At 61.9% G+C, this 24,373-nt stretch carries 23 protein-coding genes; 12 read left to right on the top strand and 11 right to left on the bottom strand.

The genetic code is table 11. The features are described 5' to 3' along the window. Nucleotides 1-85 precede the first annotated feature (85 nt). Both M0639_RS24545 and M0639_RS24550 read left to right on the top strand, forming a co-directional pair. On the top strand, nucleotides 86-724 hold the full coding sequence (locus M0639_RS24545) for a hypothetical protein (RefSeq protein ID WP_064074302.1): 639 nt from the start codon (nucleotides 86-88) through the stop codon (nucleotides 722-724). Next, the gene (locus tag M0639_RS24550; RefSeq protein ID WP_007732641.1) at nucleotides 721-1,497 is read left to right on the top strand and encodes an SDR family NAD(P)-dependent oxidoreductase; all 777 of its coding nucleotides are present in this window, start codon (nucleotides 721-723) and stop codon (nucleotides 1,495-1,497) included. Before M0639_RS24545 ends, M0639_RS24550 begins: the two co-directional genes overlap by 4 nt. Before the next feature lie 15 nt (nucleotides 1,498-1,512). On the opposite strand, the gene M0639_RS24555 is transcribed toward M0639_RS24550, so the two are convergent. Further along, nucleotides 1,513-2,274 carry an SDR family NAD(P)-dependent oxidoreductase gene (locus M0639_RS24555; protein ID WP_064074301.1) on the bottom strand — a complete coding sequence of 254 codons (762 nt, stop codon included), beginning with the start codon at nucleotides 2,272-2,274 and terminating at the stop codon, nucleotides 1,513-1,515. A gap of 199 nt (nucleotides 2,275-2,473) precedes the next feature. On the opposite strand from M0639_RS24555, the gene M0639_RS24560 reads away from it, so the two are divergent. Then, nucleotides 2,474-3,250 carry an SDR family oxidoreductase gene (locus M0639_RS24560; RefSeq protein ID WP_003940546.1) on the top strand — a complete coding sequence of 259 codons (777 nt, stop codon included), beginning with the start codon at nucleotides 2,474-2,476 and terminating at the stop codon, nucleotides 3,248-3,250. Nucleotides 3,251-3,360: 110 nt separating this feature from the next. Here M0639_RS24560 and M0639_RS24565 read toward each other — a convergent pair whose 3' ends face one another. The 6 genes from M0639_RS24565 to M0639_RS24590 are packed head-to-tail and all read right to left on the bottom strand — an operon-like array spanning nucleotide 3,361 to nucleotide 9,025. After that, nucleotides 3,361-4,182 carry a MaoC/PaaZ C-terminal domain-containing protein gene (locus tag M0639_RS24565; RefSeq protein ID WP_007732645.1) on the bottom strand — a complete coding sequence of 274 codons (822 nt, stop codon included), beginning with the start codon at nucleotides 4,180-4,182 and terminating at the stop codon, nucleotides 3,361-3,363. Nucleotides 4,183-4,196: 14 nt separating this feature from the next. Then, complete coding sequence (locus M0639_RS24570) at nucleotides 4,197-5,375, bottom strand: lipid-transfer protein (protein WP_003940050.1); 1,179 nt, start codon at nucleotides 5,373-5,375, stop codon at nucleotides 4,197-4,199. Then, nucleotides 5,375-5,803: a MaoC family dehydratase gene (locus tag M0639_RS24575; protein WP_003940399.1), complete on the bottom strand. Its 429-nt coding sequence runs from the start codon at nucleotides 5,801-5,803 to the stop codon at nucleotides 5,375-5,377. The genes M0639_RS24570 and M0639_RS24575 overlap by 1 nt, the downstream gene beginning before the upstream one ends. Beyond that, nucleotides 5,800-6,915, bottom strand: coding sequence for an acyl-CoA dehydrogenase family protein (locus M0639_RS24580; protein ID WP_064074300.1), 1,116 nt, complete (start codon nucleotides 6,913-6,915; stop codon nucleotides 5,800-5,802). Before M0639_RS24580 ends, M0639_RS24575 begins: the two co-directional genes overlap by 4 nt. Next, nucleotides 6,915-7,862, bottom strand: coding sequence for a bifunctional MaoC family dehydratase N-terminal/OB-fold nucleic acid binding domain-containing protein (locus M0639_RS24585; protein ID WP_064074299.1), 948 nt, complete (start codon nucleotides 7,860-7,862; stop codon nucleotides 6,915-6,917). Before M0639_RS24585 ends, M0639_RS24580 begins: the two co-directional genes overlap by 1 nt. Then, nucleotides 7,859-9,025, bottom strand: a complete 1,167-nt coding sequence (locus M0639_RS24590; protein ID WP_003940442.1) for an acyl-CoA dehydrogenase family protein — start codon at nucleotides 9,023-9,025, stop codon at nucleotides 7,859-7,861. Before M0639_RS24590 ends, M0639_RS24585 begins: the two co-directional genes overlap by 4 nt. Before the next feature lie 130 nt (nucleotides 9,026-9,155). Between M0639_RS24590 and M0639_RS24595 the strand changes: the two genes are divergently transcribed. From M0639_RS24595 to M0639_RS24610, 4 genes are all read left to right on the top strand, one after another. After that, nucleotides 9,156-9,614, top strand: coding sequence for a nuclear transport factor 2 family protein (locus M0639_RS24595; RefSeq protein ID WP_037128648.1), 459 nt, complete (start codon nucleotides 9,156-9,158; stop codon nucleotides 9,612-9,614). A gap of 114 nt (nucleotides 9,615-9,728) precedes the next feature. Further along, on the top strand, nucleotides 9,729-10,586 hold the full coding sequence (locus M0639_RS24600) for a MetQ/NlpA family ABC transporter substrate-binding protein (RefSeq protein ID WP_003940478.1): 858 nt from the start codon (nucleotides 9,729-9,731) through the stop codon (nucleotides 10,584-10,586). Between the two features lie 12 nt (nucleotides 10,587-10,598). Continuing rightward, nucleotides 10,599-11,600, top strand: a complete 1,002-nt coding sequence (locus M0639_RS24605) for a methionine ABC transporter ATP-binding protein (protein WP_047270724.1) — start codon at nucleotides 10,599-10,601, stop codon at nucleotides 11,598-11,600. Continuing rightward, complete coding sequence (locus M0639_RS24610) at nucleotides 11,597-12,265, top strand: methionine ABC transporter permease (RefSeq protein WP_007732650.1); 669 nt, start codon at nucleotides 11,597-11,599, stop codon at nucleotides 12,263-12,265. The genes M0639_RS24605 and M0639_RS24610 overlap by 4 nt, the downstream gene beginning before the upstream one ends. Nucleotides 12,266-12,269: 4 nt before the next feature. On the opposite strand, the gene M0639_RS24615 is transcribed toward M0639_RS24610, so the two are convergent. Then, nucleotides 12,270-13,490, bottom strand: a complete 1,221-nt coding sequence (locus M0639_RS24615; RefSeq protein ID WP_007732653.1) for a fatty acid desaturase family protein — start codon at nucleotides 13,488-13,490, stop codon at nucleotides 12,270-12,272. A 133-nt stretch (nucleotides 13,491-13,623) separates the two neighbouring features. On the opposite strand from M0639_RS24615, the gene M0639_RS24620 reads away from it, so the two are divergent. The 3 genes from M0639_RS24620 (at nucleotide 13,624) to M0639_RS24630 (ending at nucleotide 16,829) form a co-directional block, all read left to right on the top strand. Beyond that, nucleotides 13,624-14,829, top strand: a complete 1,206-nt coding sequence (locus M0639_RS24620; RefSeq protein ID WP_042924862.1) for an enhanced intracellular survival protein Eis — start codon at nucleotides 13,624-13,626, stop codon at nucleotides 14,827-14,829. Nucleotides 14,830-14,894: 65 nt separating this feature from the next. Further along, nucleotides 14,895-15,458 (top strand): GtrA family protein, encoded by a 564-nt coding sequence (locus tag M0639_RS24625; RefSeq protein ID WP_003939753.1) that lies wholly within the window; start codon nucleotides 14,895-14,897, stop codon nucleotides 15,456-15,458. 249 nt (nucleotides 15,459-15,707) lie between these two features. After that, on the top strand, nucleotides 15,708-16,829 hold the full coding sequence (locus M0639_RS24630; protein ID WP_082845730.1) for a tyrosine-protein phosphatase: 1,122 nt from the start codon (nucleotides 15,708-15,710) through the stop codon (nucleotides 16,827-16,829). Nucleotides 16,830-16,894: 65 nt separating this feature from the next. Here M0639_RS24630 and M0639_RS24635 read toward each other — a convergent pair whose 3' ends face one another. Genes M0639_RS24635 through casI form a run of 3 tightly spaced genes read right to left on the bottom strand, consistent with a single transcriptional unit; the run spans nucleotide 16,895 to nucleotide 20,231 of the window. Further along, entirely contained in the window at nucleotides 16,895-17,776 is an 882-nt protein-coding gene (locus M0639_RS24635) for an LLM class F420-dependent oxidoreductase (protein ID WP_058037669.1), read from the bottom strand. Next, a complete protein-coding gene (locus M0639_RS24640; protein ID WP_054187455.1) occupies nucleotides 17,773-18,603 on the bottom strand; it encodes an SDR family NAD(P)-dependent oxidoreductase in 831 nt (276 codons plus the stop codon). The genes M0639_RS24635 and M0639_RS24640 overlap by 4 nt, the downstream gene beginning before the upstream one ends. Further along, nucleotides 18,600-20,231, bottom strand: a complete 1,632-nt coding sequence (gene casI / locus M0639_RS24645; protein ID WP_371714675.1) for a steroid-22-oyl-CoA synthetase — start codon at nucleotides 20,229-20,231, stop codon at nucleotides 18,600-18,602. The genes M0639_RS24640 and casI overlap by 4 nt, the downstream gene beginning before the upstream one ends. Before the next feature lie 254 nt (nucleotides 20,232-20,485). Between casI and casG the strand changes: the two genes are divergently transcribed. Together casG and M0639_RS24655 are read left to right on the top strand one after the other, a co-directional pair. Next, nucleotides 20,486-22,147, top strand: coding sequence for a steroid-24-oyl-CoA synthetase (casG, locus tag M0639_RS24650; RefSeq protein WP_064074297.1), 1,662 nt, complete (start codon nucleotides 20,486-20,488; stop codon nucleotides 22,145-22,147). Between the two features lie 95 nt (nucleotides 22,148-22,242). Then, nucleotides 22,243-23,700, top strand: coding sequence for a recombinase family protein (locus tag M0639_RS24655; protein WP_064074296.1), 1,458 nt, complete (start codon nucleotides 22,243-22,245; stop codon nucleotides 23,698-23,700). Nucleotides 23,701-24,373: the final 673 nt, after the last annotated feature.

Here is a 24,373-nt window from a genome sequence, read left to right on the forward strand (position 1 = left end):
TTCTACATGTACAGCGAATGCCACGTCAGGTCACAGTTGTCGCAGATCCGGACAGCCCGCCGAATCCGCGAAACCAGGAGATGTGATGAGCAAGTACGAGCACGAATTCGTCCACATGATGGATGGCGTCGAAAAGCAATTGGAAACCATCGACAATCCGCGGCACCAGAAGATCCTCCGAAACTACCGGCGCCACGCATTGCTCGAGGTCTCCGGTCGTTACAAGGAAATCCTCTCGCCCGACATGACCGTCGAAGAACCCGTCTACCGGTTGTTCGAAGACGGGCAGTCGATTGTCCTCGACGGCATGGACGCCGTCACCAACTTCTACCAGTCACTCGCCGAGACGGACACCCTTGTCATGTGGACCGGACAGTCCGACTTCGCGGTCTCCGACAGCGGATTCTCGGGTGAGACTCTCTTCAGTCAATTCGTACCAGGATCGATTCTGGGAGACGGGGTGTTCGGCGCGGTGCACGAATCGGGTGGATCCACCCCCGCAGCCCCCGAACAGTCGTCGGACATCGACCCCAACGGTTGGTATCTCGTGCGTCGGACCTTGGCATTTGTCTGGCCGTACGACGAGCAGGGGCGACTCATCGGTGAGCATGTCTACGAAGATTCTGCTTCGAAAGTCGTGACCAAGGTGGACCCGAGCGAGGTCATCACGGCGGCGCGCGCAGCCGAACTGCTTGCCCCACTGCTCGAAACGCACCTGCCGTGAGCGCGCCCGTAGCCATTGTCACCGGCGCAGCTGCCGGGTTGGGCGCCGCTATTGCCGAGCGCCTTGCGGAGGACTTCGGCACCCTGCTTCTCCTCGACATCGAAGAGGCCGCACTCGCCGACACCGCAGCACGCCTGGAAAGCCTTGGCGTAGCAGTCCACACGGCACGATGCGATGTTCGACGTGAAGGTGACGTCAAGAACGCCTTCGACGTGGCTGCATCGGCCGGAAGCCCGACTGCACTCGTCAACGGCGCCGGAATCGGCGTCTTCACTCCGTTCCTCGAGATCACCGAAGACCAGTGGGACAACACCTTTGCGGTGAACACCAAGGGCAGCTTCCTGATGTGCCGCGAATTCGTGAGCAGAACCGAGGGTCCGGCAGCGATCGTCAACATCGCGTCGATCGGTGCCCGCTTGGGCGGTGACATGCTCGCGCACTACGGACCGTCGAAGGCCGCCGTGATCGAGATGAGTCACAGCGTCGCCCGGATCGGTGCGACTCGAGGACTTCGCTCGAATACGGTCATGCCCGGCCTGATCCTCACCGACATGTGGCTTCGAACCATCAAGGAACTGCGTCGACGCGATCCCTCGCTCACAGATGTTTCCGATGCTGACGTCTTCGATTCTTTTGTCGCACAGATGGTTCCGATGGGTCGAGCTCAGACGCCCGGAGACATCGCCGAGATGGTCGCCTTCTTGCTCAGTGACAAGGCTCGCAACGTCACCGGCCAGACGATTGCCGTCGACGGCGGCGCCGTGATGACCTGATCGGGTCGATGGCGGTCAGCCCCAGCGCGACTGGCCGCCGTCGAGCGGGATCGTGGCACCCGTGAGGTACCCGGCGTCTTCGCTGACGAGGAAGACGACGGCACGACCGATGTCGGCCTCGGGGTCTCCGACGCGTCCCAGCGGAATACCTGCGACAAATGCCGCTGCCTCTTCGGGATTCTTTTCCATCCACCACTGCAACGCGGGAGTCTTGGCGTGCGGGGCAACATTGAGAACGCGAATGTTGTCCTTGCCCCATTCGCAGGCGGCAGCGCGGGTCAACGAGCGCATGCCTTCTTTGATGGAACCGTAAGCGCCGTAGTTACTGGCATCCCAGCGCACCGCCGCCGAGGTGACCATGTTGATGATGACGCCACCGCCACGACTGTTCATGTGGGGGTACGACGCCTGCATCATGCGCAGGGTGGCGAGCGGCCCCGTCGCGAAGGAACGCTCGAAGTCTTCGTCGAGCACGCTCGAGAGTGGGCCGGGCTTGCAGTCGTTGGCGTTGTTGACCAGGATGTCGATTCCGCCGAACAGTTCGACGGTACGGTCCACGGCGTCGGTGATGTCGTCCTTCTTGCTGACGTCGCAGACCACCGCCTCACCGCGCGCACCGATGTCAGCCAGTAGTCCGCACGTGGTGTGCAACTTGGATTCGGTGCGGCCGGCAACGGCGATCACGGCGCCCTCTTTGGCCAAGGCCAGGGCAATCCCCTGCCCGATTCCCTGACCCGCACCGGTGATGAGTGCGACTTTGCCTTCGAGCTTGCCCATGTGACCACTCCAATGTCCGTCGACGCCGAGGTCCCTTTTGCGGGAGGGACCGGTCGATTCTGGTGACTGCCGCTGTTTGTCGTCTACACTCGACCTACAAAACAACCAAGCACTTGCTTGACCCTAAGGTGTGCGACCACGTCGCGTCAATCACATTGGGCGGCAATTCAGCTCGGCACCGCACCAGGAAGGCTCCACCGTGACACTGCCCAACCCCGTCGATTTCAGCGGACGCTCGGTGATCGTCACCGGCGGCACCAAAGGCATCGGCTACGTCATCGCCGAAACCTTCCTCGCCGCGGGTGCGAACGTGCTGGTCTGTGGCCGTAACGAGCCCGAAAACCTACCCACCGCCGACGGTCGTAGCGCAGCCTTTCGCGCCACGGACGTCCGCGATCCCGCCGACGCCGCAGCACTCGTCCAGGATGCCGTCGAGCGCTTCGGCCGTCTGGACGTCCTGGTCAACAACGCCGGCGGCTCCCCCGACGCCGACGCTGCGACGGTGTCACCCCGCTTCGTCGAGAAGATCGTGGCCCTGAACCTGTTGGCACCCTTCAACGTTGCCCAGGCCGCAAATGCAGTGATGCAGACTCAGGACGACGGCGGTGCCATCATCAACATCGGCAGTGTCTCGGCGATCGACCCGCAGCCCGGAACCGCGGCGTACAGCGCAGCCAAGGCAGGCCTCCTCGTTCTGACCAAGGCATTGGCCCTCGAATGGGCGCCGAAGGTCCGGATCAACCACATCACCACCGGCCTGATCCGTACCGAGGCTGCCGCCGAGGTCTACGGCGCCGACGGCGGCGCTGCGGTCACCAGGACCATTCCGATGGAGCGCATGGCCGTGCCGGCCGATATCGCCAACTCCTGCCTGTTCCTGGCGAGCCCGCTCTCCTCGTACGTGAACGGCGCCGACATCGCCGTTCACGGCGGCGGTGAGTACCCGGCTCGCTACATGGCGACCCACCAGGATTGAAACAAATACGAAGCAGCCCCTGAGCGGATTCGCTCGGGGGCTGCTTCTTCGTGTGAACAACTGCGGGGCGCGACGAGGGGTCAAGCACCCCGCAGTTGAGTCTGGAGGGACTAGCGAGCGGAGAAGCTCACTCGTGCACCGGAAATCGCTACCTGATCACCCTTGGTGACCTGGAAGGCCAGGTCGTCGGGAGTTCCCCACGCAACGATGGACGGCGCCTCACCCGGATGGATCGCCGCAGCGAATCGACCTTCGAGACTGACAAGATCAGCCGGATGCACTCCGGCGACCCGAGCAAGCTCGAGTGTGCTGGCGGCCAACGTGCACAGGCCGTGCATGATCGGACGCGGCTGGTTGATCCGCGCCGCAGCCTGGGGATCGATGTGGATGTGGTGCTTGTCGCCCAGGAGCCGGTACATCGCCGTCTGGTTCTCCGCTGTGGTCAGCACACCGGTCAACGAAGGCTCGCCGGTCGGCTCCGCCGGACGTGAGGGTCCACGTTCTCCGCCGAATCCACCGGCACCGGGGGCAAAAAGTGACCAGGTCGCGACGAAGTATTCGCACTCCACCTTCACTTCGAACACGGCCGCTGCGCCCTTGTCCCACACCTCGCCGACCGAAGCCTTCAAGGTCACGTCACCGCTACGCGGAAGCGGAGCAAGCACTTTCAGCTCTTGCGAGCCGTGCAGTGCCGTCGAGGTGTCGAAGGCGCCCGCCGAACCCAGAGCGTCGGGAGCCCACTGCGCCAGCGTCAGAGCAAAGGTCGGCAGTACCCGAAGCTGATCCTCGAAGACGAGGTCCAGCTCGGTCGCCTTGGCGCCCACGGCAAGTGCGTACAGGATCGCGTCGCGCTCGGTGTACGACACGGTGCGGGTCCCGAGATCGGCTCCACGCCAATCGCCGGCGGTCTTCGCAGCTTCCGAAGTTGTCACTGTCTTTTCCTCTCTCAAACAGCGCCGAGAACGAGACCGCTGGTGGGTACTGCTGTTCCGGCTGTGACCAATACGTTTTCGACGCCCTCGGGCTGGTTGGTCGACGTGCCTCGCACCAGTCGCACACCTTCGGCAATTCCGTTGACACCGTGCAGGTACGCCTCGCCGACCTGACCACCGTGAGTGTTGGACGGCAGGCGTCCACCGATCTCGAGGTTGCCTTCGCGGATGAAGTCCTTTGCTTCGCCTGGCTTGCAGAAGCCCAGTTCTTCGAGCTGGGGAAGCACCAACGGAGTGAAGTGGTCGTACAGGATCGCGGCGTTGATGTCGTCCGGTGTCAGGCCGCTCTGGCCGTACAGCTGACGAGCAACCAGGCCCATCTCCGGGATACCGGAGATGTCGGGCCGGTAGTAGCTGGTCATCATGTGCTGATCCTTGCTACTGCCCTGAGCGGCGCCCTTGATGACGACGGGCTTGTTGGCCAGATCCTTTGCGCGCTCGGCAGAGACGATGACCAATGCCTGGCCGCCGTCGGTTTCCTGGCAGCAGTCGAGCAGGTGCAGCGGCTCGGCGATCCAGCGCGAGTTCTGATGGTCCTCGAGCGTGATCGGACGCTCGTAGAACCAAGCAGCCGGGTTGTTGGCGGCATGCTTGCGCGCCACCACTGCAACTCGTCCGAAGTCCTCACTCGTCGCACCGTACTGGTGCATGTAGCGGCGGGCGAACATGGCGACCCACTGAGCGGGAGTCGACAATCCCTGAGGAGTCATCCACGCATACGCGGCGCGGTCAGCCGTGCTGTCCATCGGTCGATCGTGTTGGCCCAGGCCGTAGCGCACACCGGAGCGCTCGTTGAAGGCGCGGTAACAAACCACGACGTCGGCAACACCCGTCGCAACTGCCATGGCTGCCTGCTGCACGGTGGCACACGCAGCGCCGCCGCCGTAGTGAATGCGCGAGAAGAACTTCAGCTCGCCGAGACCACAGTTGCGAGCCACGATCGCTTCGCCGTTCGTCTCCGACGTGTAGGTGGACAGACCGTCGACCTCGGACGGATCGATACCGGCGTCAGCGAGTGCCGCGACGATGGCCTCACACGCCAACTGCAGTTCGGTGCGGCCGGAGTTCTTGGAGAACTCGGTGGATCCGATGCCGACGATGGCGGCGGCTCCCGAGAGTGGGCTGATCGCCATCAGGGCCTCTCCTCTTCCTTGAAAGCGACTGCGACGGTGCCGGATGCATGGTTGCCGAGGCTGTTTGCACCCTGCACCTTGACCACGACCACTCCGTCTTCCTTGGACACGACCTCACCGGTCATCGTCATGGTGTCACCCGGGTAGTTGGGCGCCCCGAGACGAATGGCGATGCGGCGCAGGGTCGATGCAGATCCGGCCCAGTCCGTGACGTATCGACCGACAAGACCGTTGCTCGTGAGGATGTTCATGAAGACATCCTTCGAGCCACGCTCCTGGGCCAGGCTCGGATCGTGGTGCACGTCCTGAAAATCGCGAGTGGCGATTGCCGTGGCGACGATCAACGTGCGGGTCAGCGGGATCGCCAACTCGGGCAATGCCTCTCCGACAACGACGTCTGCGTAACTGCGACCGGCAAGTACGGTCATGCGAGCACCTCCACACCGGATGCGAGCTGCGCACCCAGACGCGCCAGATCGGAGCTGGAACCACCGAGGGTGGCAGCAATCTGCTTGCCCCACAACAGGTGACGGTGAACCGGGTAGTCGGTGTCGACGCCCATGCCGCCGTGAACATGCGTGGTGCGATGCACGACGCGCTGTCCGCCGTCGGTAGCCCACCACTTGGCGACCAGTACCGAGGTGCCGAGATCCAGTCCCTCGGAGATGCGCCAGGCGGCCTGCCACAGTGTCACGCGCATCGCTTCGAGATCGATGTAGCAGTCAGCGAGTTGATGATTGACGGCCTGGAAGGTCGCCAGCGGACGGCCGAACTGCTTGCGGCCGTTCAGGTACGTGACGGCCTGCGCGACTGCACCCGAGCCGACGCCCCATTGGATTGCGGCCAATGCCAGCTGAACGCGGTCGATCAGCCACGGAACCGTGGTGCCGTCAGCCGCACCGATCAGCTGCGCGGGGGCACAGGCAAAGGTGACGTTGGCACAGATCTCCCAACTGGTGGACTGCGTCTGTTCGAGCGTCACTCCCTCGGCACTCAGGTCGACCAGCAGCAGTGCCGTACCAGTGGAAGCGGTTGCCGAAACGAGAGCAAGGTTCGCGACGTGAGTCATCGGCACTACTGCCTTCTCACCCGTCACGGTCCAGTTGCCGTCGGCGTCCTGCTCAGCCGTGGTCAGTGGGTCGCCGCCCGTGTACGGACCGAACTCTTCGAGACCGACGGTCAGGAATCGACTGCCGTCGGCAACTCCCGGAAGGAGTTCGGCGCGAAGGGAATCAGAGCCGAATTTGTTGACAGCCAATGCTGCAAGGGTCGTTTCCCAGATCGGCACGGCCGCAACGTGACGTCCCTGCTGTTCGAGCAGTGCGTACAGCTCGGACAAGCCGAGGCCACCGCCACCGAACTCCTCCGGCAGGGCGATACCGAGCAACCCGGTGCTCGCGAGCTCACGCCACAGTTCACGGTCGACGCGCTCGGCGGAGAGTTCGATCTCCTTGGTGCGCTCGATCGTTGCCTTGCTGGTGAAGACCTCGTCGGCCAGTGCGCGAATTGCTTCCTGCTCTTCGCTGAAATTGAAGTCCATCAGTGCTCCTCGCGTACGGCCGGCCGGAACGCGGGAAGCGTCAGATCCGGGTCGGCGTCGATCCAGTCAAGTTCCACGGGCATGTCGACCACGACATCTTCGGGCGCGATACCCACCATGTTGGCGATCAATCGGGTTCCCTCTTCGAGTTCGATTACCGCAACGATGAGCGGGTAGTCGAACGCGTCGATCTTGGGGTGATGATTGACCACGAAGCTGTACACCGTGCCACGCCCCGACGCGTTGATCGTGTCCCACTCGAGCGACTGGCACTCGCCGCACATCGGGCCGGTGGGATGACGCAACGTCTTGCAGGACGTGCAGCGCTGGATCACCAGACGGTGCTCCTTGGCCGCTTCGAACCAGAAAGCGTTGTCCGCGTTGAGAGCCGGACGCGGACGCAGTGCACGAGGAGCTTCGGGCGCAGCAGATTCCTGAGGTTTGAACCGCAGCGTCCGCCACCGCTGGGTGCCGACAACCTGATCGTCACCGTTGCGGTAGGTCTTGAGCGTCGTGACGAAGTGTCCGACACCGAGGCCGGTCTTCTTCTCCGGCGAAATCGACTCGATGACCTCGGTGTAGTTAACGCGATCGCCTGGGCGCAGTTCGGCGAAGAACTCCTGATCGGAATCGGTGGCCACGACAGAGCTGTAGCCGGCTGCGTCGAGGGTGGCGATCAGATCGGTCCACACCTGCGACGGGTCGTTGCCCGCCATCTTGTCGGTAAAGGTCCGCATGATCCAGACCTGAAGCATCTGAGCGGGAGCGACGACGCCGTCACGACCGGTGGCGCGGGCAGCGTCGTCGTCGAGGTAGACGGGGTTGGTATCGCCCATGGTCTCGGCCCAATGCCGGATCATGGGGATGTTGACCTCGTCTGGCCCCCAGGTGGTGGGAACAAGCGTCTGGCCTACAAAAGCGTCGAGTTGCGCCGAAATGTCGCTCACTTGACCCTCTTTTCGCGAACGAGTCCCAAGCCGATGGTGCCGACCATGTCCCGCAGAACTTCGTTGACGCCGCCGCCGAAGGTGTTCACGACACCCTGACGCGAGATCTGCTCGATCTGACCGGCAAGCAGAGCGCCCGGAGACTCGGGGCGGATGCGACCGGCGGAGCCGAGAATTCCGAGCAGGGTGCGGTAGACGTCGACGTGAGTCTCGGTCCCGTACGTCTTGGTGGCACCGGCGTCGGCTCCGGAGAGCGTGTCCTGTGCGACGGCTGCCGTCATCTTCCAATTCAGCAGTCGCATGGCCTCGAGCTTGGCGTGTGTGCGAGCGAAGTCCTGTTGCACCCACGGGATGTCGATGGCGCCGTTTTCCTTGGCCCAGTCCAGGACCAGGTTCCACAGACCGTACGTGCGACCACCGATGGCCGCCAGGCCGATTCGCTCGTGGTTGAGCTGAGCCGTGATGAGCTGCCAGCCGCCGTTGACCTCGCCCACAACGTCCTTCGACGGAACTCGAATGCCGGAGTAGTACGTGGACGTCACCATCAAACCGCCGACGGTGTTGATCGGTGACCACTCGAAGCCTGCATCCTCGGTGGGGACGATCAGGATCGAGATTCCCTTGTGCTTGGGGGCATCCGCGTCGGTGCGGCAGGCCAGCCACACGTAGTCGGCAGTGTTGGCGCCACTGGTGAAGATCTTGTTGCCGTCGACGATCCACTCGTCACCGTCGAGAACCGCACGAGTCTTGAGTGACGCAAGGTCGGTGCCGGCCTCGGGCTCGGTGTACCCGATTGCGAAGACGATGTCGCCGGCCAGGATGCCGGGCAGGAAACGTTCCTTCTGTTCTTCGGTGCCGTACTTCATCAACGTCGGTCCGACGGTATTGACCGTCACGAAGGGAAACGGCAGACCTGCGCGCTGAACCTCGTCGAAGAACACGAACTGCTCTTCGATGGAGCGTCCCTGTCCACCGAATTCCTTGGGCCAGCCGATACCGAGCCAACCGTCCTTGCCCAGCAACTTCACGATCTCGCGGAAGTACTCGCCACCCACACCTTGCTCGCCGGCCGCGCGACGCTTCTCTTCCGGCAGCAGCGCCGCGAAGTACGCGCGCAACTCCTTGCGGAGCTCCTGCTGCTCGGGCGATTCCCTCAGATCCATCGCTGTTTCTCCTATGGCATTCATGGCTGGCAACTCTTGGCCTGGACGCTAACCAGATGCCCAGGTGGGCGCTGTGAGTGTCTCGATGAGCGGGAAGCCGAAACATGAGCGGCGTCACATAGGGTGAGATATGCGCATGGACTCCTCGGATCGCGTCGCTCTCACCGACTTGGCCGCCAGGTACGCACAGGCCGTCGACCGCCGAAACACCACTGCACTTGCGGCTCTCTTCACTGACGACGTGGCATTCGTCTTGCCGCCGGCACTGAACGGAACGGGTGCGCCGACGGAGATACGTGGGAACTCCGTCGTCAGCAGTTCGGTGGTCGATGCCGTCTCACATCTGCACTCGACCCGGCACATCGTCGAGCAGCAGATCCTCGACCTCGACGGCCCCACCACCGCACACGGTGAGGCTTACTGCTCCGCTCACCACATCTATCCGCGGGGCGAGGGCCACCGGGACAACCGGATCGAGATCCGTTACCAGGACAGCTTCCAAAAGGTCGACGGCACCTGGCTGTTCTCGCGTCGTGAATTGGTCGTCGATTTCGCCGAGGACGTTCCGGTCATCCTGCTCGGACAATAGGTACATGAAAAAATCGCGGTGATTCTGTATCTCCTCACGGGAGGTTTACCGGGCTAGCGTTCAGCAACTGTCACGCCATCTCGGCGTGCGTTCGGCTATGTCTTGGAGATTCACATGTCACGCTCGCGCACCAGAAGATTCCTCGCTGCCTTCGCAGTGGCCGCCGTCGCAGTCGGAACCGTAGCCGCGTGCTCGAGCGACAACTCCTCCGACGAGAACGCACCTCTTCGCATCGTCGCTTCTTCGGTTCCGCACGCCGAGATCCTGAAGTTCGTCGAAGAAAAGGGCCTGCTCGGTGACACCAAGATCGAGGTCAGCGAGATCACCGGCGATCTCGACGCCAACGAGGTGCTCGAAGCCGGAGACACCGATGCCAACTTCTTCCAGCACGTGCCGTACCAGGAATCGTGGTCGAAGGAAAAGGGTGTCGACGACCTGGTCGCCGTGGCGAAGGTCCACGTCGAGCCCCTCGGTGCATATTCCAAGAAGGTCACCAACGTGGCCGACCTGCGCCAGGGCGCAACGGTCGCTTTATCCAACAACGTGACGAACTTCGCCCGTGGGCTGTACCTGCTGCAGCAGGCCGGTTTGATCAAGCTCGATCAGCAGTTGGGCGCCCCCGGCACCGACATCACGCAGATCAGCGAGAAGAACATCATCGACAACCCCAAGGGACTCACGTTCACCCAGGTCGATCCCCCGCAGCTGCCGCGCACGCTCGACGACGGAAATGTCGATCTCGCAATCATCAACGGCAACTACGCAATCGAAGGTGGCCTCAACCCGGCCAAGGACGCCCTGGTGCTCGAGAAGGCCGAGGGCAACCCGTACGCCAATGTCCTGACCGTACGCACCTCGCTCGAAAACGATGCGCGAGTACAGAAGTTGGCCGAGGCATTGACGTCCGCCGACGTCGCGACGTTCATCGAGCAGACCTATCAGGGCTCGGTCATTCCGGCCAGCGCTACCTGATCGAGACCCGTCATGGTCTTCTCGATCGAATCGGTCTCCAAGGAATACCGCAGCGGCACAAAGGTTCTGCATGCACTCGATTCCGTATCCCTGAAAATCGAAGACGGCGAAATCTTCGGCATCATCGGCAAGAGCGGCGCCGGCAAGTCGACTTTGCTGCGCTGCCTCAACCTGCTCGAACGCCCGACCAGTGGCCGGATTCTGTTGGGCGACACCGATCTGACCGCGCTGAGTCCAGCGCAACTGCGCGACACACGCAAGCGGATCGGTGTCGTGTTCCAGCATTTCAACCTGCTGCATTCCCGTTCGGTCGCCGCCAACATCGCCTTCCCTCTCGAAGTGGCGGGATACTCTCGGGCAGATCGACGTGCCCGCGTCGACGAGCTGATCGAGTTGGTGGGCTTGGAAGACCGACGTGACGCCTTCCCCTCGCAACTGTCCGGCGGCCAGAAACAACGCGTCGGCATCGCGAGAGCCTTGGCGGCTTCACCCGACGTCCTCCTGTGCGACGAGGCCACGAGCGCCCTCGACTCGGACACAACCGATTCGATCCTCGACCTGCTCGCCGATCTCAATCGACGACTCGGTGTGACCATTGTTCTGATCACCCACGAGCTCAACGTGGTTCGACGGATCTGCCATCGCGCTGCGCTGATCGATCAGGGCCGCATCGTCGACGAGGGAACGCTCACCGAACTGGTCGCAGACCCGGACTCACCCCTCGGAGAGGCGCTACTGCCGACCGGAACGGTACGAACGTCCACGACCGGAATTCCGGCGCTCCTCACCTTTGTCGATTCACTGTCCACCTCACCCGTGATTTCCCAACTCTCACGAGATCTCGACGTCGACGTCACCGTGATCTCCGGCGGTATCGAGGACATCGGATCCCATCAGGTCGGTCGCCTTCGCGTGGAGTTCGCCTCACACACGGGACTCGTCAGCAACGAAGAGACAAGAAAGTCTGTCGAAGAACATCTTTCGCAGCGCGGAGTGAAGGTGACGTTCTCATGAACAAGACGTCCTGGCAGGATTCCCTGGGCGAAGCATGGGAAGCCCTACTCGACACGCTCTACATGGTCGGTGTCTCGTTCGTGCTCACCGTGATCATCGGAATCGCTCTCGGTGTTCTGTTGCACGCGAGCGCGCCCGACGGAATCCGTCCCAACCGCGTCCTCAATTCGGTTCTGGGCACCGTGGTGAACATCGGCCGTTCGCTGCCGTTCGTCATCTTGTTGGTGCTCCTCATCCCGGCAACGAGGGCGATCGTCGGAACAGCACTCGGCGCCACGGCAGCGATCGTCCCGCTGACCATCGGTTCGGTGCCCTTCTTTGCGCGCGTCGTCGAGAACGCCTTGCGTGAAGTCGATTCCGGACGCGTCGAGGCAGCGCGGTCCATGGGCGCCACCGACAAAGACATCATCACCAAGGTGCTACTGCCCGAATCCGTTCCGGGATTGGTAGCAGGAGCAACCCTGACGGCGGTGATGCTGATCGGCTTCTCGGCCATGGCAGGTGCCATCGGCGCCGGTGGACTCGGCGACTTCGCAATCAAGTACGGCTACCAACGATTCAACACACCGGTGCTGTTCGTCGCAGTCGTGATCTTGATCGTGCTGGTGCAGGCAATCCAGTCGACCGGCGATCTCGTGGTTCGTTCAATGGCGCACAAGCGGTAACTGATCAGCTCGAGACCATCGCGATCGCTGTTCGCAGTCCGCGCCGCTTACCCGTCTGCGGATCGACGCCGAACACTTCCTTGATTCCGCCTCGGATGCGGAACTTCAACTCCGAGTGCGTCTCCGGAGCGTCGTCCTGGGAAGCCGAGAGAAACCTGTTGGGCAGCGACAACTTCCAGATGGTGCGCAGAGTCAATCCGTACTGCTTCCACAGCGGCCCGGTCGTGTACGGGAGGTCGTACTTGTCACACAGGTCGCGCAACGGCACCGCGATTTCCGAGTACCGATTGCTCGGCAGATCCGGGAAGCAGTGATGCTCGATCTGGTAGCAGAGGTTGCCGCTCATGAAGGCCATGACGGGACCGGCATGAAAGTTGGCAGAGCCCAGCATCTGTCGTAGGTACCACTGAGCGCGCGATTCGTTCTCGAATTCCTCGAGCGTGAACTTCTCGGCACCGTCGGGAAAGTGCCCGCAGAAGATGACGGCGTAACTCCAGTAGTTTCGGATGAGGTTCGCAACGACGTTCGCCGTCAACGTGGTCTTCCACGCGGGGCCGGTCAGGGCGGGGAACAGGATGTAATCCTTCGCCACCTGACGCGCGATCTTCTTACCGACGTCCTTGGCCATCTCCGATTTCTCGGACCACTTCACCTCACCCTTGCGGAGTTTGTCCGTTTCGAGGTGATGCAGTGCCACTCCCCACTCGAAGAGGGTCGCGAGCACAAAATTCGTGATCGGTTGAAAGAGATAGTCGGCGTGCCACTTTTGATCGCGCGTGACGCGCATGATTCCGTAGCCCACGTCGTTGTCCAGTCCGACGATGTTGGTGAACTTGTGATGGGTGAAGTTGTGCGAGTGCTTCCATCCCGAGGACGGGCAGGTGTTGTCCCACTCCCAGTTGCTCGAGTGAATCTCGGGATCGTTCATCCAGTCCCACTGGCCGTGGATGATGTTGTGGCCGAGTTCCATGTTCTCGATGATCTTGCCGACCCCCAGGAGCGCAGTCCCCAGAATCCAGGCAGGCTTCTTCTTGCTGGCGAACAAGACGATGCGGCCGGCCACCATCAGAGAGCGTTGAAACGCGATCGTCCGCTGGATGTATCGAGCGTCGTGCGCGCCGCGCTTCTCCTCGATGTCGAGCCGAATGGCGTCCAACTCGCGCCCGAGCGCTTCGACGTCTTCCTCGGTGAGATGGGCATATTCCTTGATGTCGGTGATCGCCACAGTGTTTCTCCGTATCGGTTTTCTCCGTGCCGCAGGACTGGTCCGTCGGGCGGTACCCCTGGGAGCCGGTGCGGAAACGTCAGCCCCGATATTCATGTGCGTCTTCACGCAATCTATGCCAGAGTCGATACACGTGAGCCCCGAAAACAAGATCACCATCCGCACCGCTACCGAGAGTGACTGGCCGGCTCTCCAACTACTCGACTCGGTGGGGTTCGGTTTTCACCCGTCTCCCGCGGTCAGCGAACTGACGAAGGCGCTCTACAAGCCCGAGGACATCATCCTCGCCGTCGACGGTGACCTACCCGTCGGCGTGGCCATCGAAATCGACATGGAATTCACCGTGCCCGGCGGACGCCAACTCCCCACGCGCGGAATCACCTGGGTATCCGTCGCCCCGACTCACCGTCGTCGTGGCGTCCTACGCTCGATGTTCACTGCGCTTCATGCCCACATCGAGTCGACCGGAGCACCGCTTGCCGCCCTGACGGCCAGCGAGGCCGGCATCTACAACCGCTTCGGATACGGCCCGGCCACCTTCAGCGAAGGCATCACCCTCGATCGCCGCTTCGCACGATTCCGCCCCGAGGTGCCCGACAATGGTGGCGTGTCCATCGTCGACATCAAAGCTGCCTCGACGCTTCTTCCCGAGATCTACGACCGCTGGCGACTGCAGACTCCCGGCGCGCAGGTCCGTCCGCAACCGCTCTGGGACCATATGTTCGCCGACCCGTCCGAGGATCGTGACGGCGCCTCCGGACTGTTCTTTCTGACACACGCGGACGGATACATCGCTTACCGGCACACGAGCGAGGGCCGCGACAGCATCGCCCGGATCGACGAGTTCGTGACGATCACCGAAGATGCGCACGCGGCGCTGTGGCGCACGATCTGCGGCCTCGACCTCGTCACCCGGATCGAGACACGCCAGCATCCTGCCGATCCACTCCGGCTGATGCTCACGGACTACCGCCTTGCCCGAACGACGACGCGCTCCGATCGACTGTGGCTGCGCATCATGGACGTTCCCGCGGCTCTCGAGGCTCGTGAATATGCTGCTGACCTGGACACAGTCATCAAGGTCGAAGATCCGTTCCTGAAGGCCGGCGGAACCTTCGCACTTCAGGTCAAGGACGGCAAGGCCACCTGTACGGCCACTGACGCGGTGCCTGCGATCACGATGCCCTCTGATGTCCTGAGCAGCTTGTACCTGGGCGAGCACCAGGCCAAGACCTTCGCGGCGGCGCACCGACTCCACGCGTCCGATCCGCAGGAGATCCTGAATTTCGACTTCGCTTTCAACGCGCAGAAGCCCGCAATTCTCGGGTACGGATTCTGATGATCTTGCCGACACGGGCATCGACGATTTGTGCCCTCGGTCGTATTCAGGGTTAGCCTCGAACAATGGCGTTTGTCGAAAAGATGGTCAATAGGCTTCCTGAGCGGGTTCTCGTGCGCGTCCTGCCGCACGCAGAAATGCTCAAGTTCCTGGTGGTCGGCGGCATCGCCTTCATCGTCACCACGGTGCTGTTCTTCGGCATCAAGTGGACGGTTCTGCCTCAGCACCCGGTGACGGCCAACATCCTTGCGGTCCTGATCGCGACGGTTCTGTCCTACGTCCTCAACCGCGAATGGTCGTTTGCGCAGCGCGGTGGTCGACAGCGCCATCACGAGGCCGCTCTGTTCTTCATCGTCGCGGGTATCGGTTTGGCCATCAACCAGGTACCACTCTGGACCTCCCGGTACGTGTTCCATCTGCGTCAACCCGAGGTGTCGGTGTTGATGGAAAACTTCGCGGACTTCATCAGCGGATCGATCATCGGGACCCTGCTGGCGACGGCCTTCCGCTGGTGGGCCATGCGTCGGTACGTCTTCCCCGAAGAAGCCACCGACAGCCAGGTCGTTCTCGACATCGAAGCGACTCCCGGCACCAAGACGCCGACAACCGACGCCACCGCCCTCGACTGACTCCCGGATCGACGCACCCGATCGCTCGCGCTTCGATCAGAGTTCGTCGATTGCGATCAACCCGTCCTGCAGCGCCCGCGCAAGCAGTGCCATCTTTGTCGGCGCGATGCTCCTGAACGGGCTGCCCATCCCTGATCATCATCGGCGACAAGCACTCCAGCCTGCAGTTTTCCCGCTCTGCACAACACGGTCACGACACAGTGATCACTGGTGCGTAGCCTCCGATTTCCAATTGGATTCGGAGGACCCATGGCTACTTGCAAAACTCGAGTTCTTGCGCTGTCGGCGGCAGGACTCATGCTCGTACTCGGCGCATGCAGCAAGGCCGAGTCGGCGAAAACGCCGACCGACCTCGACGTGACATCAGCGTCCGCCGGACACTACTCACTGGTCTGGGAACACGGCGGCTCGGAAAAGGTGCGTGTATTCGCCGCCACCGACCCGAAAAACCCAGCCGCAGAAGGAAAGGAAATTGGCACGGTCGACGGCTTCTCCACTGAGGTCGACGGCCTCGACCCACTGTCACGCTGGTACTTCGAGGTCATAGACGAGGACGGCACTTCCACCATCGCGTCAACCCGCCACGTGACGCTGCAGGGCGCAGCCAACGTGCGTGATGTCGGCGGATACGAGACAGCCGACGGCCGATCAGTCAAGTGGGGCCTGGTTTTTCGTGGCGACCGCTTGAGCGATCTGACTGCTGACGATCAACAAACGATCGAGAACGCAGGCATCCGGACCGTTGTCGATTTCCGAGGTGACAGCGAGATCGCAAAGGACGGAGCAGACAAGGTTCCCGCGAACGTGAAAGTGGTCAACACGGCAGTCCTGGATGCCGGCACTCAGGCTCTTGCCACAGCGATTACGAGTGCCCTGAAATCTGGTGACCCTGCAATCGTGGAGCAGGTGCTCGGGGGCGGTGAAGCCGTCCGGATCAGCGACACCGGCGCCGTCGACCAACTGTCCAAGCCTGACGGAATGACTGGGTATTCCCAAGCCCTACGGACCATCGCCGATTCCGAGTCCGCAGTCGCTTACCACTGCACGGCAGGCAAAGACCGCACTGGACTGATGACAGCTCTACTTCTCGGCATTCTGGGTGTTCCTGACAAGACCATCGTCGACGACTTCGTCCTGTCGAACACCTACAACAAAGCCAAGAACGAACAGACCTACACCTTTCTGTCTTCGAAAGGAATCGATGTCGATCTGTTGAAACCGTTGATGGAGCAGCGTCCCAGCCAGATTCAGCCAGTACTCGACAAGATTCGCGACCAGTTCGGTGGGTGGGAGAAGTTTTCGCAGGACGTGCTGAAACTTGACGCCGACACGATCGCAAAGCTCCGGAGCAAATTGCTGACCAAGCAATAACTGATCGACGTTCCGACAGCAATGACCGGCAGCCGCTCCGATGGCTGCCGGTCACGCCCGCACTCCTAGTTACTCAGCCCCAGCCGCTTCGAGCATTCGGCCATTTCGTCGATGATCAGTTCCAGCGACGTGCCACGACGACTCGCGGACAACACGATTCGATCGGCTCCCAACCCGCGTGCCCAGTCGAGTTTCGCTTCGTCGAGCCTGGGCAGTGTCGCACCGAGTACCAGCGATACGTCGGCAGGATCTCGATCTGCCTTCACCGCAGCCGCTTTCATCGCCGCTACAGCCTTGTCGAGATCTTCACCGGCCAGTCCCAGCGGCTGGAAACCGTCACCCAACCGGCCTGCTCGCCGAGCAGCAGCGAGACTGTGTCCACCGATGTAGAGCGGAACTCCGGATTCGCGGTGCGGCTTCGGCCAGCTGTACGCACCCTTGAACGAGAAGTAATCGCCGTCGAAATCGACTGCTTCCTTGCCCGCCCAGAGTGAACGCATCACCGCGATGGCCTCATCGGCTACCTTGCCGCGGCGCTCGAAGTCACCGCCGCACGCCTCGATCTCTTCCTTCATCCATCCCAGGCCGAGGCAGATGCGCAATCGCCCACCGGAAAGGCGATCGAGCGTCGCCAATCGTTTGGCGAGCACTACCGGATTGTGATTGGGCAGCACCAGAACTCCAGTGGACAAGCCCAAAGTGGTTGTGGCACCCGCCACGAACGAAAGCAGTTCGAGCGGATCCGGGATGTCGCAGTCATCGGGAAGATGCGATTTTCCGGTCGGAGAATAGGGGTACTCGCTCTCGGTGTCGGCGATGACCACCGAGTGCTCCACTGCCGAGATCTCGTCGAAACCCAGCGACTCGGCCGCACGGGCGAATTGCAGAATCCAATCAGGGTCTCCGCTTCGACCCAGTTCGACCGGAACGACCACGCCGAGCTTCATACCGTTTCCTCCAGTGTCGCCATCAATTTCGGACCATCCACGACGCGACCGAGGTACCGGTCCGCATCGGGATCTGTTGCAAGCCACACCGCCGCTGCAGCGGGTACGGATGCCGGTGTGGCCGCAAATCCGGCGTCCACGATTGCGTCCGCGCCACCACGGGCTTTCCCTGATTCCGTGATGACAAATCCCGGACTCAGGTTGAACGCTTTGATTCCGGCGTCTCGGTACTCGGAGTTGATCGCTCCGGCAATACGTCCGAACGACGCCTTCGACGCGGCGTACGACAGACCCCAACCACCCTCGCCGGGAGGCGCAGGCGGATCCATGGTCGCCGAGCCCGATGCCAGATTGACCACTACGCCGTTGCCGCTCTTGATCATCGACGGGAGTATCACCTGGACCAGAGCGAGTTGGTGCAGATAATTCCCGATCGCCATCGCCTGAGCGTCGTCGATCTCGATGTCGAGCACCCGGTCCATGTTTCCGACAGTCTGCGCATAGGCGTTGTTCACCAGCACGTCGACACGTCCCCACTCGGCCAGCACCCGTTCACCGGCGCCGCGGACGGAGGCCAGATCGAGCAGGTTCATCGGAACGGCCAATGCGCGCACACCGAAGGACTCGATCTCGGCAACCGTCGTCTCCAGGCTGCCGGGCACCGGAATCACTTGCTCGCCTTGCCTCGTTCGCGGGGCTGCCCGTCCCTCTCCTTCACGAACGGTGCGAGCAGTGATTGCAACGTCGAATCCGGCGCGCGCGAATGCCAGCGCGCACTCTCGGCCGATCCCCCGGGAAGCGCCGGTCACCAGCGCAACTCCACTCACAGGAACCGCGTGCGGCCGTGCGTCTCGAACTCCTGCTCCAGGTTCACCACGTCAGCTTCGGTCATCAACGTGTATTCGGGAGTGCCTCGGCCCACCCAGTGGAACACTGGTTCGTCGGTCCGCCAGCGATCGGCTTGAAGTTCACGTTTGAGTACCTTGTTGGAGCCCGTGACGGGCAGGTCGGTCGAAACGCGAACAAATCGTGGCGCTGCCTTGGTACCCAGATCCGCCTGCGCGGCAAGGTAGTCGGCGAACTCGACCGGATCGAAATCGGCGAGATCGGCGACCTCGATCGCAGCCATGACCTGATCACCCGAACGCGGATCCGGCACCGCGAAGACACCCGTGGCGATCACCTTGGGGTGCCGACGCAGGATGTGCTCGATCATCAGGGCCGAGGTGTTCTCACCGTCGACCCGGATCCAGTCGCCCTTGCGTCCCGCGAAGTAGATGAAGCCGGCCTCGTCGACGTAGCCGAGATCGCCTGTCCAGTACCAACCGTGGCGAATCTTCTCGGCGATCGCGTCTTCGTTCTTGTAGTACCCCTCGAACTTCTTCGATCCGGCCTTGTCGACCATCTCGCCGATGGATTCGTCGGGGTTCAGCACGTGACCGTGCTCGTCGAGAATTGCGCGGGGTCGCTCTTCGCGCGTATCGGGATCGACGATGACGATGTTCTCGCTCGCGGGACGGCCCAGCGCTCCGGCAGGTTGGTTCGGATCGAGCACTACTGAACCGGCACCTTCACTCGAACCGTATCCCTCGAAAAGTTGTGCACCGAAACGACGGATGAACTCTGCCTTGTCCCCCGGCGACGCCTCGGTCCCGAAGCCGTGGGTGAGGGTGTTCTCGATGTCGTCGGGCAGTTCCGGCGTCGCCATGAGATACCCCAAGGCCTTACCGACGTAGGTGAAATATGTTGCGCCGTAGAACCGAACGTCCGGCATGAATCCCGAGGCCGTGAACTTACGAACGAGGCAGACCGTAGCTCCCTGCGAAAGGGCCGGCGCCCACAGAGCCATCAACGCGTTGCCGTGGAAGAGCGGCATGCAGCAGTAGCAGACGTCATCGCGGTCGATGTCGTACTTGGCGCAGTTCGCGTAGGCCAACCGCGTCAGACGCCCCTGGCTGCACCGCACTGCCTTGGACATTCCGGTGGTGCCCGAGGTGAAGAGAAGCAAGAACAGCGTCGACGCGTCGACACCGAGGTCGATCTGAGGCGACTCGACGTGATGTGCTGCAATCCTGTCCGGGTACGACGCGTCGTCGACCAGGACGAAACGATCTTCGGTCAGCCCGAGGTCCAGGCCGGCAAGCTTCTCGTAGCCTGCTTTGTCGGTGACGATCAGCTGGCAGTCGACGTACCGGACCTCAGCCTCGAGTTCAGCTCCACGCCTGGTCGGATTGATGCCGACGATCGTGGCCCCGGTCAGGGCCGCGCCGCCGAGCCAGAACAGGAACTCCGGATCGTTCTCGAGAAGTACTCCGATGTGAAACGGTCCGGGCGCGCGAAGCGACTTCGCCAGCGAGCCGCGCGCTGCGCTCTCGCGCACCACCTCGTCCCAGCTCCAGTCCTGCGTCCGCGTCCGCAGACCCAGGTGCTGATCACCGAGACGGTCGATCAACATCTGCGCGACGTCCTCGCGCTGAGGAGCTGCAAGAGCTGCATTCGAAGATGCTTCGGTGGCGGTGTTCGTCATCGTGTCCTGTGTCCTAGTCGATATCGGAATGTCGATTACTCCAACTGCGATACGACTCGAACGTATCGACGCCTCAGAGCCGGAACCGTCCCAGTCTCGCTCAGTGGTAACCGCCGCCACAGATATGATTTTCTCGTGAGATTTTGTGACGTGAAAAGCGCCACAATACGAAAGGCCATTCCATGACTGCCCCCGCAGATCCGCAGTTGCTTCTGGACCAGGCGGTCTCACGCCTCACCGGTCCAGGTGGGCCATTCGAGATCGTCGAAGAAGAGGTTCTCGGCACCGTCATGCCTGTGATGAAGAACCGCGGTCACGCCATCGGTGAACTGATCTCGGCATCCCGGGCCTGGGGCGACGGCGACTATCTCGTCACCAGCGATCGTCGAATCTCGTTCACCGAGCATGCCGATTCCGTTGCCGCGCTGGCAACTGCTTTGCGGGACAAGTACGGAGTCCGCAAGGGCGACCGTGTGGGCATCCTCGCTGCCAACACTCCCGAATGGGTCATGACGTTCTTCGCGACGCAGGCGCTCGGCGCGATCGCAGTCGGTCTCAACGGTTGGTGGGTTCCGCGCGAGGTCACCCACGGGATCGAGCTCTCACGTCCGAAGGTTCTGGTCGTGGACGCCAAGCGCGGCGCCGCCCTCCCCGAACTGCCGGCAGACATCACGGTCCTCACCATGGAAGAGGATCTGCCCGCGCTCATCGCGGAATATGCAGGCTCCGACGTGCCGAGCACCGACATCGACGAGGACGACCCCGCCGTCATCCTGTTCACCAGTGGTACCAGCGGCCGCCCCAAGGGCGCACTCCATTCGCACCGTAACGTGATGGCCGTCGTCGACTACCACAAGTACAGCGACGCGATCGGCGCGGCATTCACCGGCCGTCAGTACGACGCTTCCAAGCCGAGCCCACTGCGTTATCTACTCACCTCCCCGCTCTTCCACATCGCCAGCCTTCACAATCTGGTGGTTCCCCGTCTCGCGACGGGCAGTGCCGTCATCCTGACCGAGGGCGGCTTCGACGTCGACAAGGTGCTCGGGTTGGTCGAACGCGAGCGTGTCACCAACTGGGGTGCTGTCCCCACGATGGCATCGCGGCTACTCGAGCACGGCAACATCGCCAAGTACGACGTCTCTTCGCTGACTGCATTCTCGCTGGCATCCGCGCCGTCGTCGCCCGCATTCAAAGAACGCCTCAGGGAGCAGGTGCCGTTCGCACGCAATGCTCTGGTCGACAGCTACGGCCTCACCGAATGCAGCACCGCCATTGCGGTCGCCGTCGGCGCCGAACTCGAAGAATTCCCAGGCACTCTCGGGCGTCCGATCATCACCGTCTCGATGGAGATTCGCGATCCCTTCGGCGAATGGCTGCCGGACGGCATCGAAGGTGAAGTGTGCGTACGCAGCCCCTTCGTCATGCTCGGATACTGGGAGAACGACGAGGCGACCGAGTCGGCAATTGCCCCCGGACGCTGGCTCCGCACCGGCGATTTCGGCGTAATCGAGAACGGGCGTCTCCGTCTCACCGGTCGTCGTTCCGACCTGATCCTGCGTGGCGGCGAGAACGTCTACCCCACCGAGATCGAGCAGACGCTCGACGAACACCCAGACGTGATCGAGTGCGCTGTCATCGGCATGCCGCACCCCGACCTCGGCCAGGAAGTGTCCGCCGTGGTTGTCCTGCGTCCCGGAGCCGCCACAACGGAGGCGGAGCTGCGTGATTACGCCGCCGAGCGACTGTCCTACTTCAAGGTGCCGTCGAAGTGGCGCATCACCAGCGATCTGTTGCCTCGCAATGCAACCGGCAAGATGGTTCGGCGCGAGATCACCGTATGACCACGGAGCTGTCACGGATCGTCGCCGAGTCGGGGAGTCGCAACGGGCATAGCTAAACGCTACCCTCGAAGGTGGGGGTAGCGGAAGGTTCTGCCATGGATGCTGTCATCTACGTCCGGGTCTCGCACGACAAGAAAGGCCAGGGCCGCTCCGTCGAGGAGCAAGAGTCCGAGTGCCGAGAAGTGTGCGCCGACAACGGATGGACTGTGCGCGAGCCGGTGGTCAAAGACAATTCGATCGGAGCGTCTAGGTACTCACGAGCGAAGTCGAGACCGGGTTTCGATTCCCTGCCGAACATTCTCCGGCGCGGTGACGTGTTGGTTGTGTGGGCCAGCGACCGCGCTGGACGCAAGATGGAAGATCACCTCGTCCTGCGCGACATGTGCGAGCAGCTCGGGGTGATCTTCTGCGCGGGTGGGCAGGTCTACGACTTCTCCAAGACAGCGGATCGCGCTCGGGCCGGACACGAGGCCGTAGACGCCGAACAAGAGTCCTCCAGGACCAGGGACCGTGTTGTGCGAGCGGTGAAAGCAAGGGCCAACAAAGGAGACGCGCACGGGGCATTGCCGTTCGGCTACGTCCGCACCTTCGATCCGGTGACCGGCGAACGCAATTGGCACGTCGACCCTGTTGCCGCGCAACTGATCCGGGATGCTGTCGAGACTTTACTGGCGGGCGGTTCGCTGTATTCGATTGCGGAACTGTGGAATTCACGCGGCATGACCACCAACTACTACGTCAAAGAGAAGACCGTGAACGGCGTCGTGGTGCCCGCCAAGCACGGCCAACCATGGCAAGGTCGAACCGTCAGGAACTTGCTCAAGCGGCCCACGCTGGCAGGTCTGCGAACGTATCGCGGCGAGATTGTCGGGCCGGGGAATTGGGAACCGATCATCACGCGAGACCAGCATGAGCGGGTGTGCGCCGTCATGGCAGATCCGACCCGGAAGGGTAGGCACGGCCGCCAAGCGAAGCATCTGTTAACCAATATCGCGACCTGTTCGGTATGCGGCGCGGGTATCCGATACATGCGCAACACGGGCGCGAAGGACCAATACCGTTGCCCTGTCGGCCATGTGGGACGTAGCGCGGAACCCGTCGACGCATGGGTGATCGAGCACATGTTCCGGCTCATCGACATATGGCGGGATCAGGTGTTCTTTTTCTCCGACGACGACGAGGCCGATGCTGCGGACGTATCCGGTTCGTCGTTACTGTGGGAACAAGCGCGTGCGCTGAAACAAAGGCTTGACGCACTTACCGATCAAGCTATCGCCGGAACGATAAGCGCGGAACAATTGGCACGCGCCACCGCCGTACTGGAACCGCAAATCGAAGCGGCCAAAGCCAAGGCGCAAGCGGACACTATTCATCCTCTTCTATTTCGACTTGGTGAATCGAACAATGATTTATGGAAGTCGTGGACAATAGAAGAACGTCGTTCACTGGTGCGTGCCGTGGTCGATATCACGATTCATCCGGCAATCAACGGGGCAAGAAAATTCGATCCAGCGACAGTGAAAATCGTCTGGAAAGGCCAGAAAAAAGCCTAGGCATAAGGTTATTTCTTAGGCATAAAAGGGTCTAATAGCAGTGCTGATCCGGGAATCTGTTGGCGGATCGCGGGAAGTACCTCAGCAGTATCGCAAAAGCGCAGGTCACAGGCTCGCAAAAGATTCTTTTTAGAGAGGGAAGTGATCCGCGACGCCGGGTCATGAGTGTCGCGTTGAATTATGGTTTGTACCCACCCCCCTACCGGGCCTTGCCCACCACCATCCCTAATGCCTCCGATAATGCAGATTGTTGCCCGGCCATTAATCGAACTAATGCCGCTGCCAATGCACCGATAAAGATATGTATCACATTTGCTTCGCATGGAATATCGGCGCCACTAAAGGGACTGCTGATGTCAACCATCCATAGCGCGAGACCGATAAAAGGAACTCTACTTCGGCAATGAATTAGAGGGTCACCATCCCGTCGCGCCGATTCCAATGCACTGCACTGCATTGGGGCAACACAGTCCTAAATGCATTGTTAGACAACATCATTCATGCATTGCACACGTTCGCACATACACACGTGCACACACACTCACGTACACACACATGTGAATGAGTCAATACATCGAACGAGTGTGGTGTGGATAGGGGGCGCTCCCTCCTCCCCGCTCGGGGTGGGGTACGCACACACACGGGCTGCGCACACAGGTATGCGTCACACACT

Source organism: Rhodococcus qingshengii JCM 15477 (genome assembly GCF_023221595.1).
GTDB classification, from domain to species: Bacteria; Actinomycetota; Actinomycetes; order Mycobacteriales; family Mycobacteriaceae; genus Rhodococcus_F; species Rhodococcus_F qingshengii.

Excerpts from the sequence above, each read along its gene's own strand:
- M0639_RS24600 (WP_003940478.1), top strand. The coding sequence starts at position 9,729 with ATGTCACGCTCGCGCACCAGAAGATTCCTCGCTGCCTTCGCAGTGGCC.
- M0639_RS24570 (WP_003940050.1), bottom strand. The coding sequence starts at position 5,375 with ATGGCGATCAGCCCACTCTCGGGAGCCGCCGCCATCGTCGGCATCGGA.
- M0639_RS24580 (WP_064074300.1), bottom strand. The coding sequence starts at position 6,915 with ATGGACTTCAATTTCAGCGAAGAGCAGGAAGCAATTCGCGCACTGGCC.
- M0639_RS24630 (WP_082845730.1), top strand. The coding sequence starts at position 15,708 with ATGGCTACTTGCAAAACTCGAGTTCTTGCGCTGTCGGCGGCAGGACTC.
- M0639_RS24545 (WP_064074302.1), top strand. The coding sequence starts at position 86 with ATGAGCAAGTACGAGCACGAATTCGTCCACATGATGGATGGCGTCGAA.
- casG (WP_064074297.1), top strand. The coding sequence starts at position 20,486 with ATGACTGCCCCCGCAGATCCGCAGTTGCTTCTGGACCAGGCGGTCTCA.
- M0639_RS24625 (WP_003939753.1), top strand. The coding sequence starts at position 14,895 with ATGGCGTTTGTCGAAAAGATGGTCAATAGGCTTCCTGAGCGGGTTCTC.
- M0639_RS24610 (WP_007732650.1), top strand. The coding sequence starts at position 11,597 with ATGAACAAGACGTCCTGGCAGGATTCCCTGGGCGAAGCATGGGAAGCC.
- casI (WP_371714675.1), bottom strand. The coding sequence starts at position 20,231 with ATGTTGATCGACCGTCTCGGTGATCAGCACCTGGGTCTGCGGACGCGG.
- M0639_RS24635 (WP_058037669.1), bottom strand. The coding sequence starts at position 17,776 with ATGAAGCTCGGCGTGGTCGTTCCGGTCGAACTGGGTCGAAGCGGAGAC.
- M0639_RS24595 (WP_037128648.1), top strand. The coding sequence starts at position 9,156 with ATGCGCATGGACTCCTCGGATCGCGTCGCTCTCACCGACTTGGCCGCC.
- M0639_RS24575 (WP_003940399.1), bottom strand. The coding sequence starts at position 5,803 with ATGACCGTACTTGCCGGTCGCAGTTACGCAGACGTCGTTGTCGGAGAG.
- M0639_RS24590 (WP_003940442.1), bottom strand. The coding sequence starts at position 9,025 with ATGGATCTGAGGGAATCGCCCGAGCAGCAGGAGCTCCGCAAGGAGTTG.
- M0639_RS24655 (WP_064074296.1), top strand. The coding sequence starts at position 22,243 with ATGGATGCTGTCATCTACGTCCGGGTCTCGCACGACAAGAAAGGCCAG.
- M0639_RS24555 (WP_064074301.1), bottom strand. The coding sequence starts at position 2,274 with ATGGGCAAGCTCGAAGGCAAAGTCGCACTCATCACCGGTGCGGGTCAG.
- M0639_RS24605 (WP_047270724.1), top strand. The coding sequence starts at position 10,599 with ATGGTCTTCTCGATCGAATCGGTCTCCAAGGAATACCGCAGCGGCACA.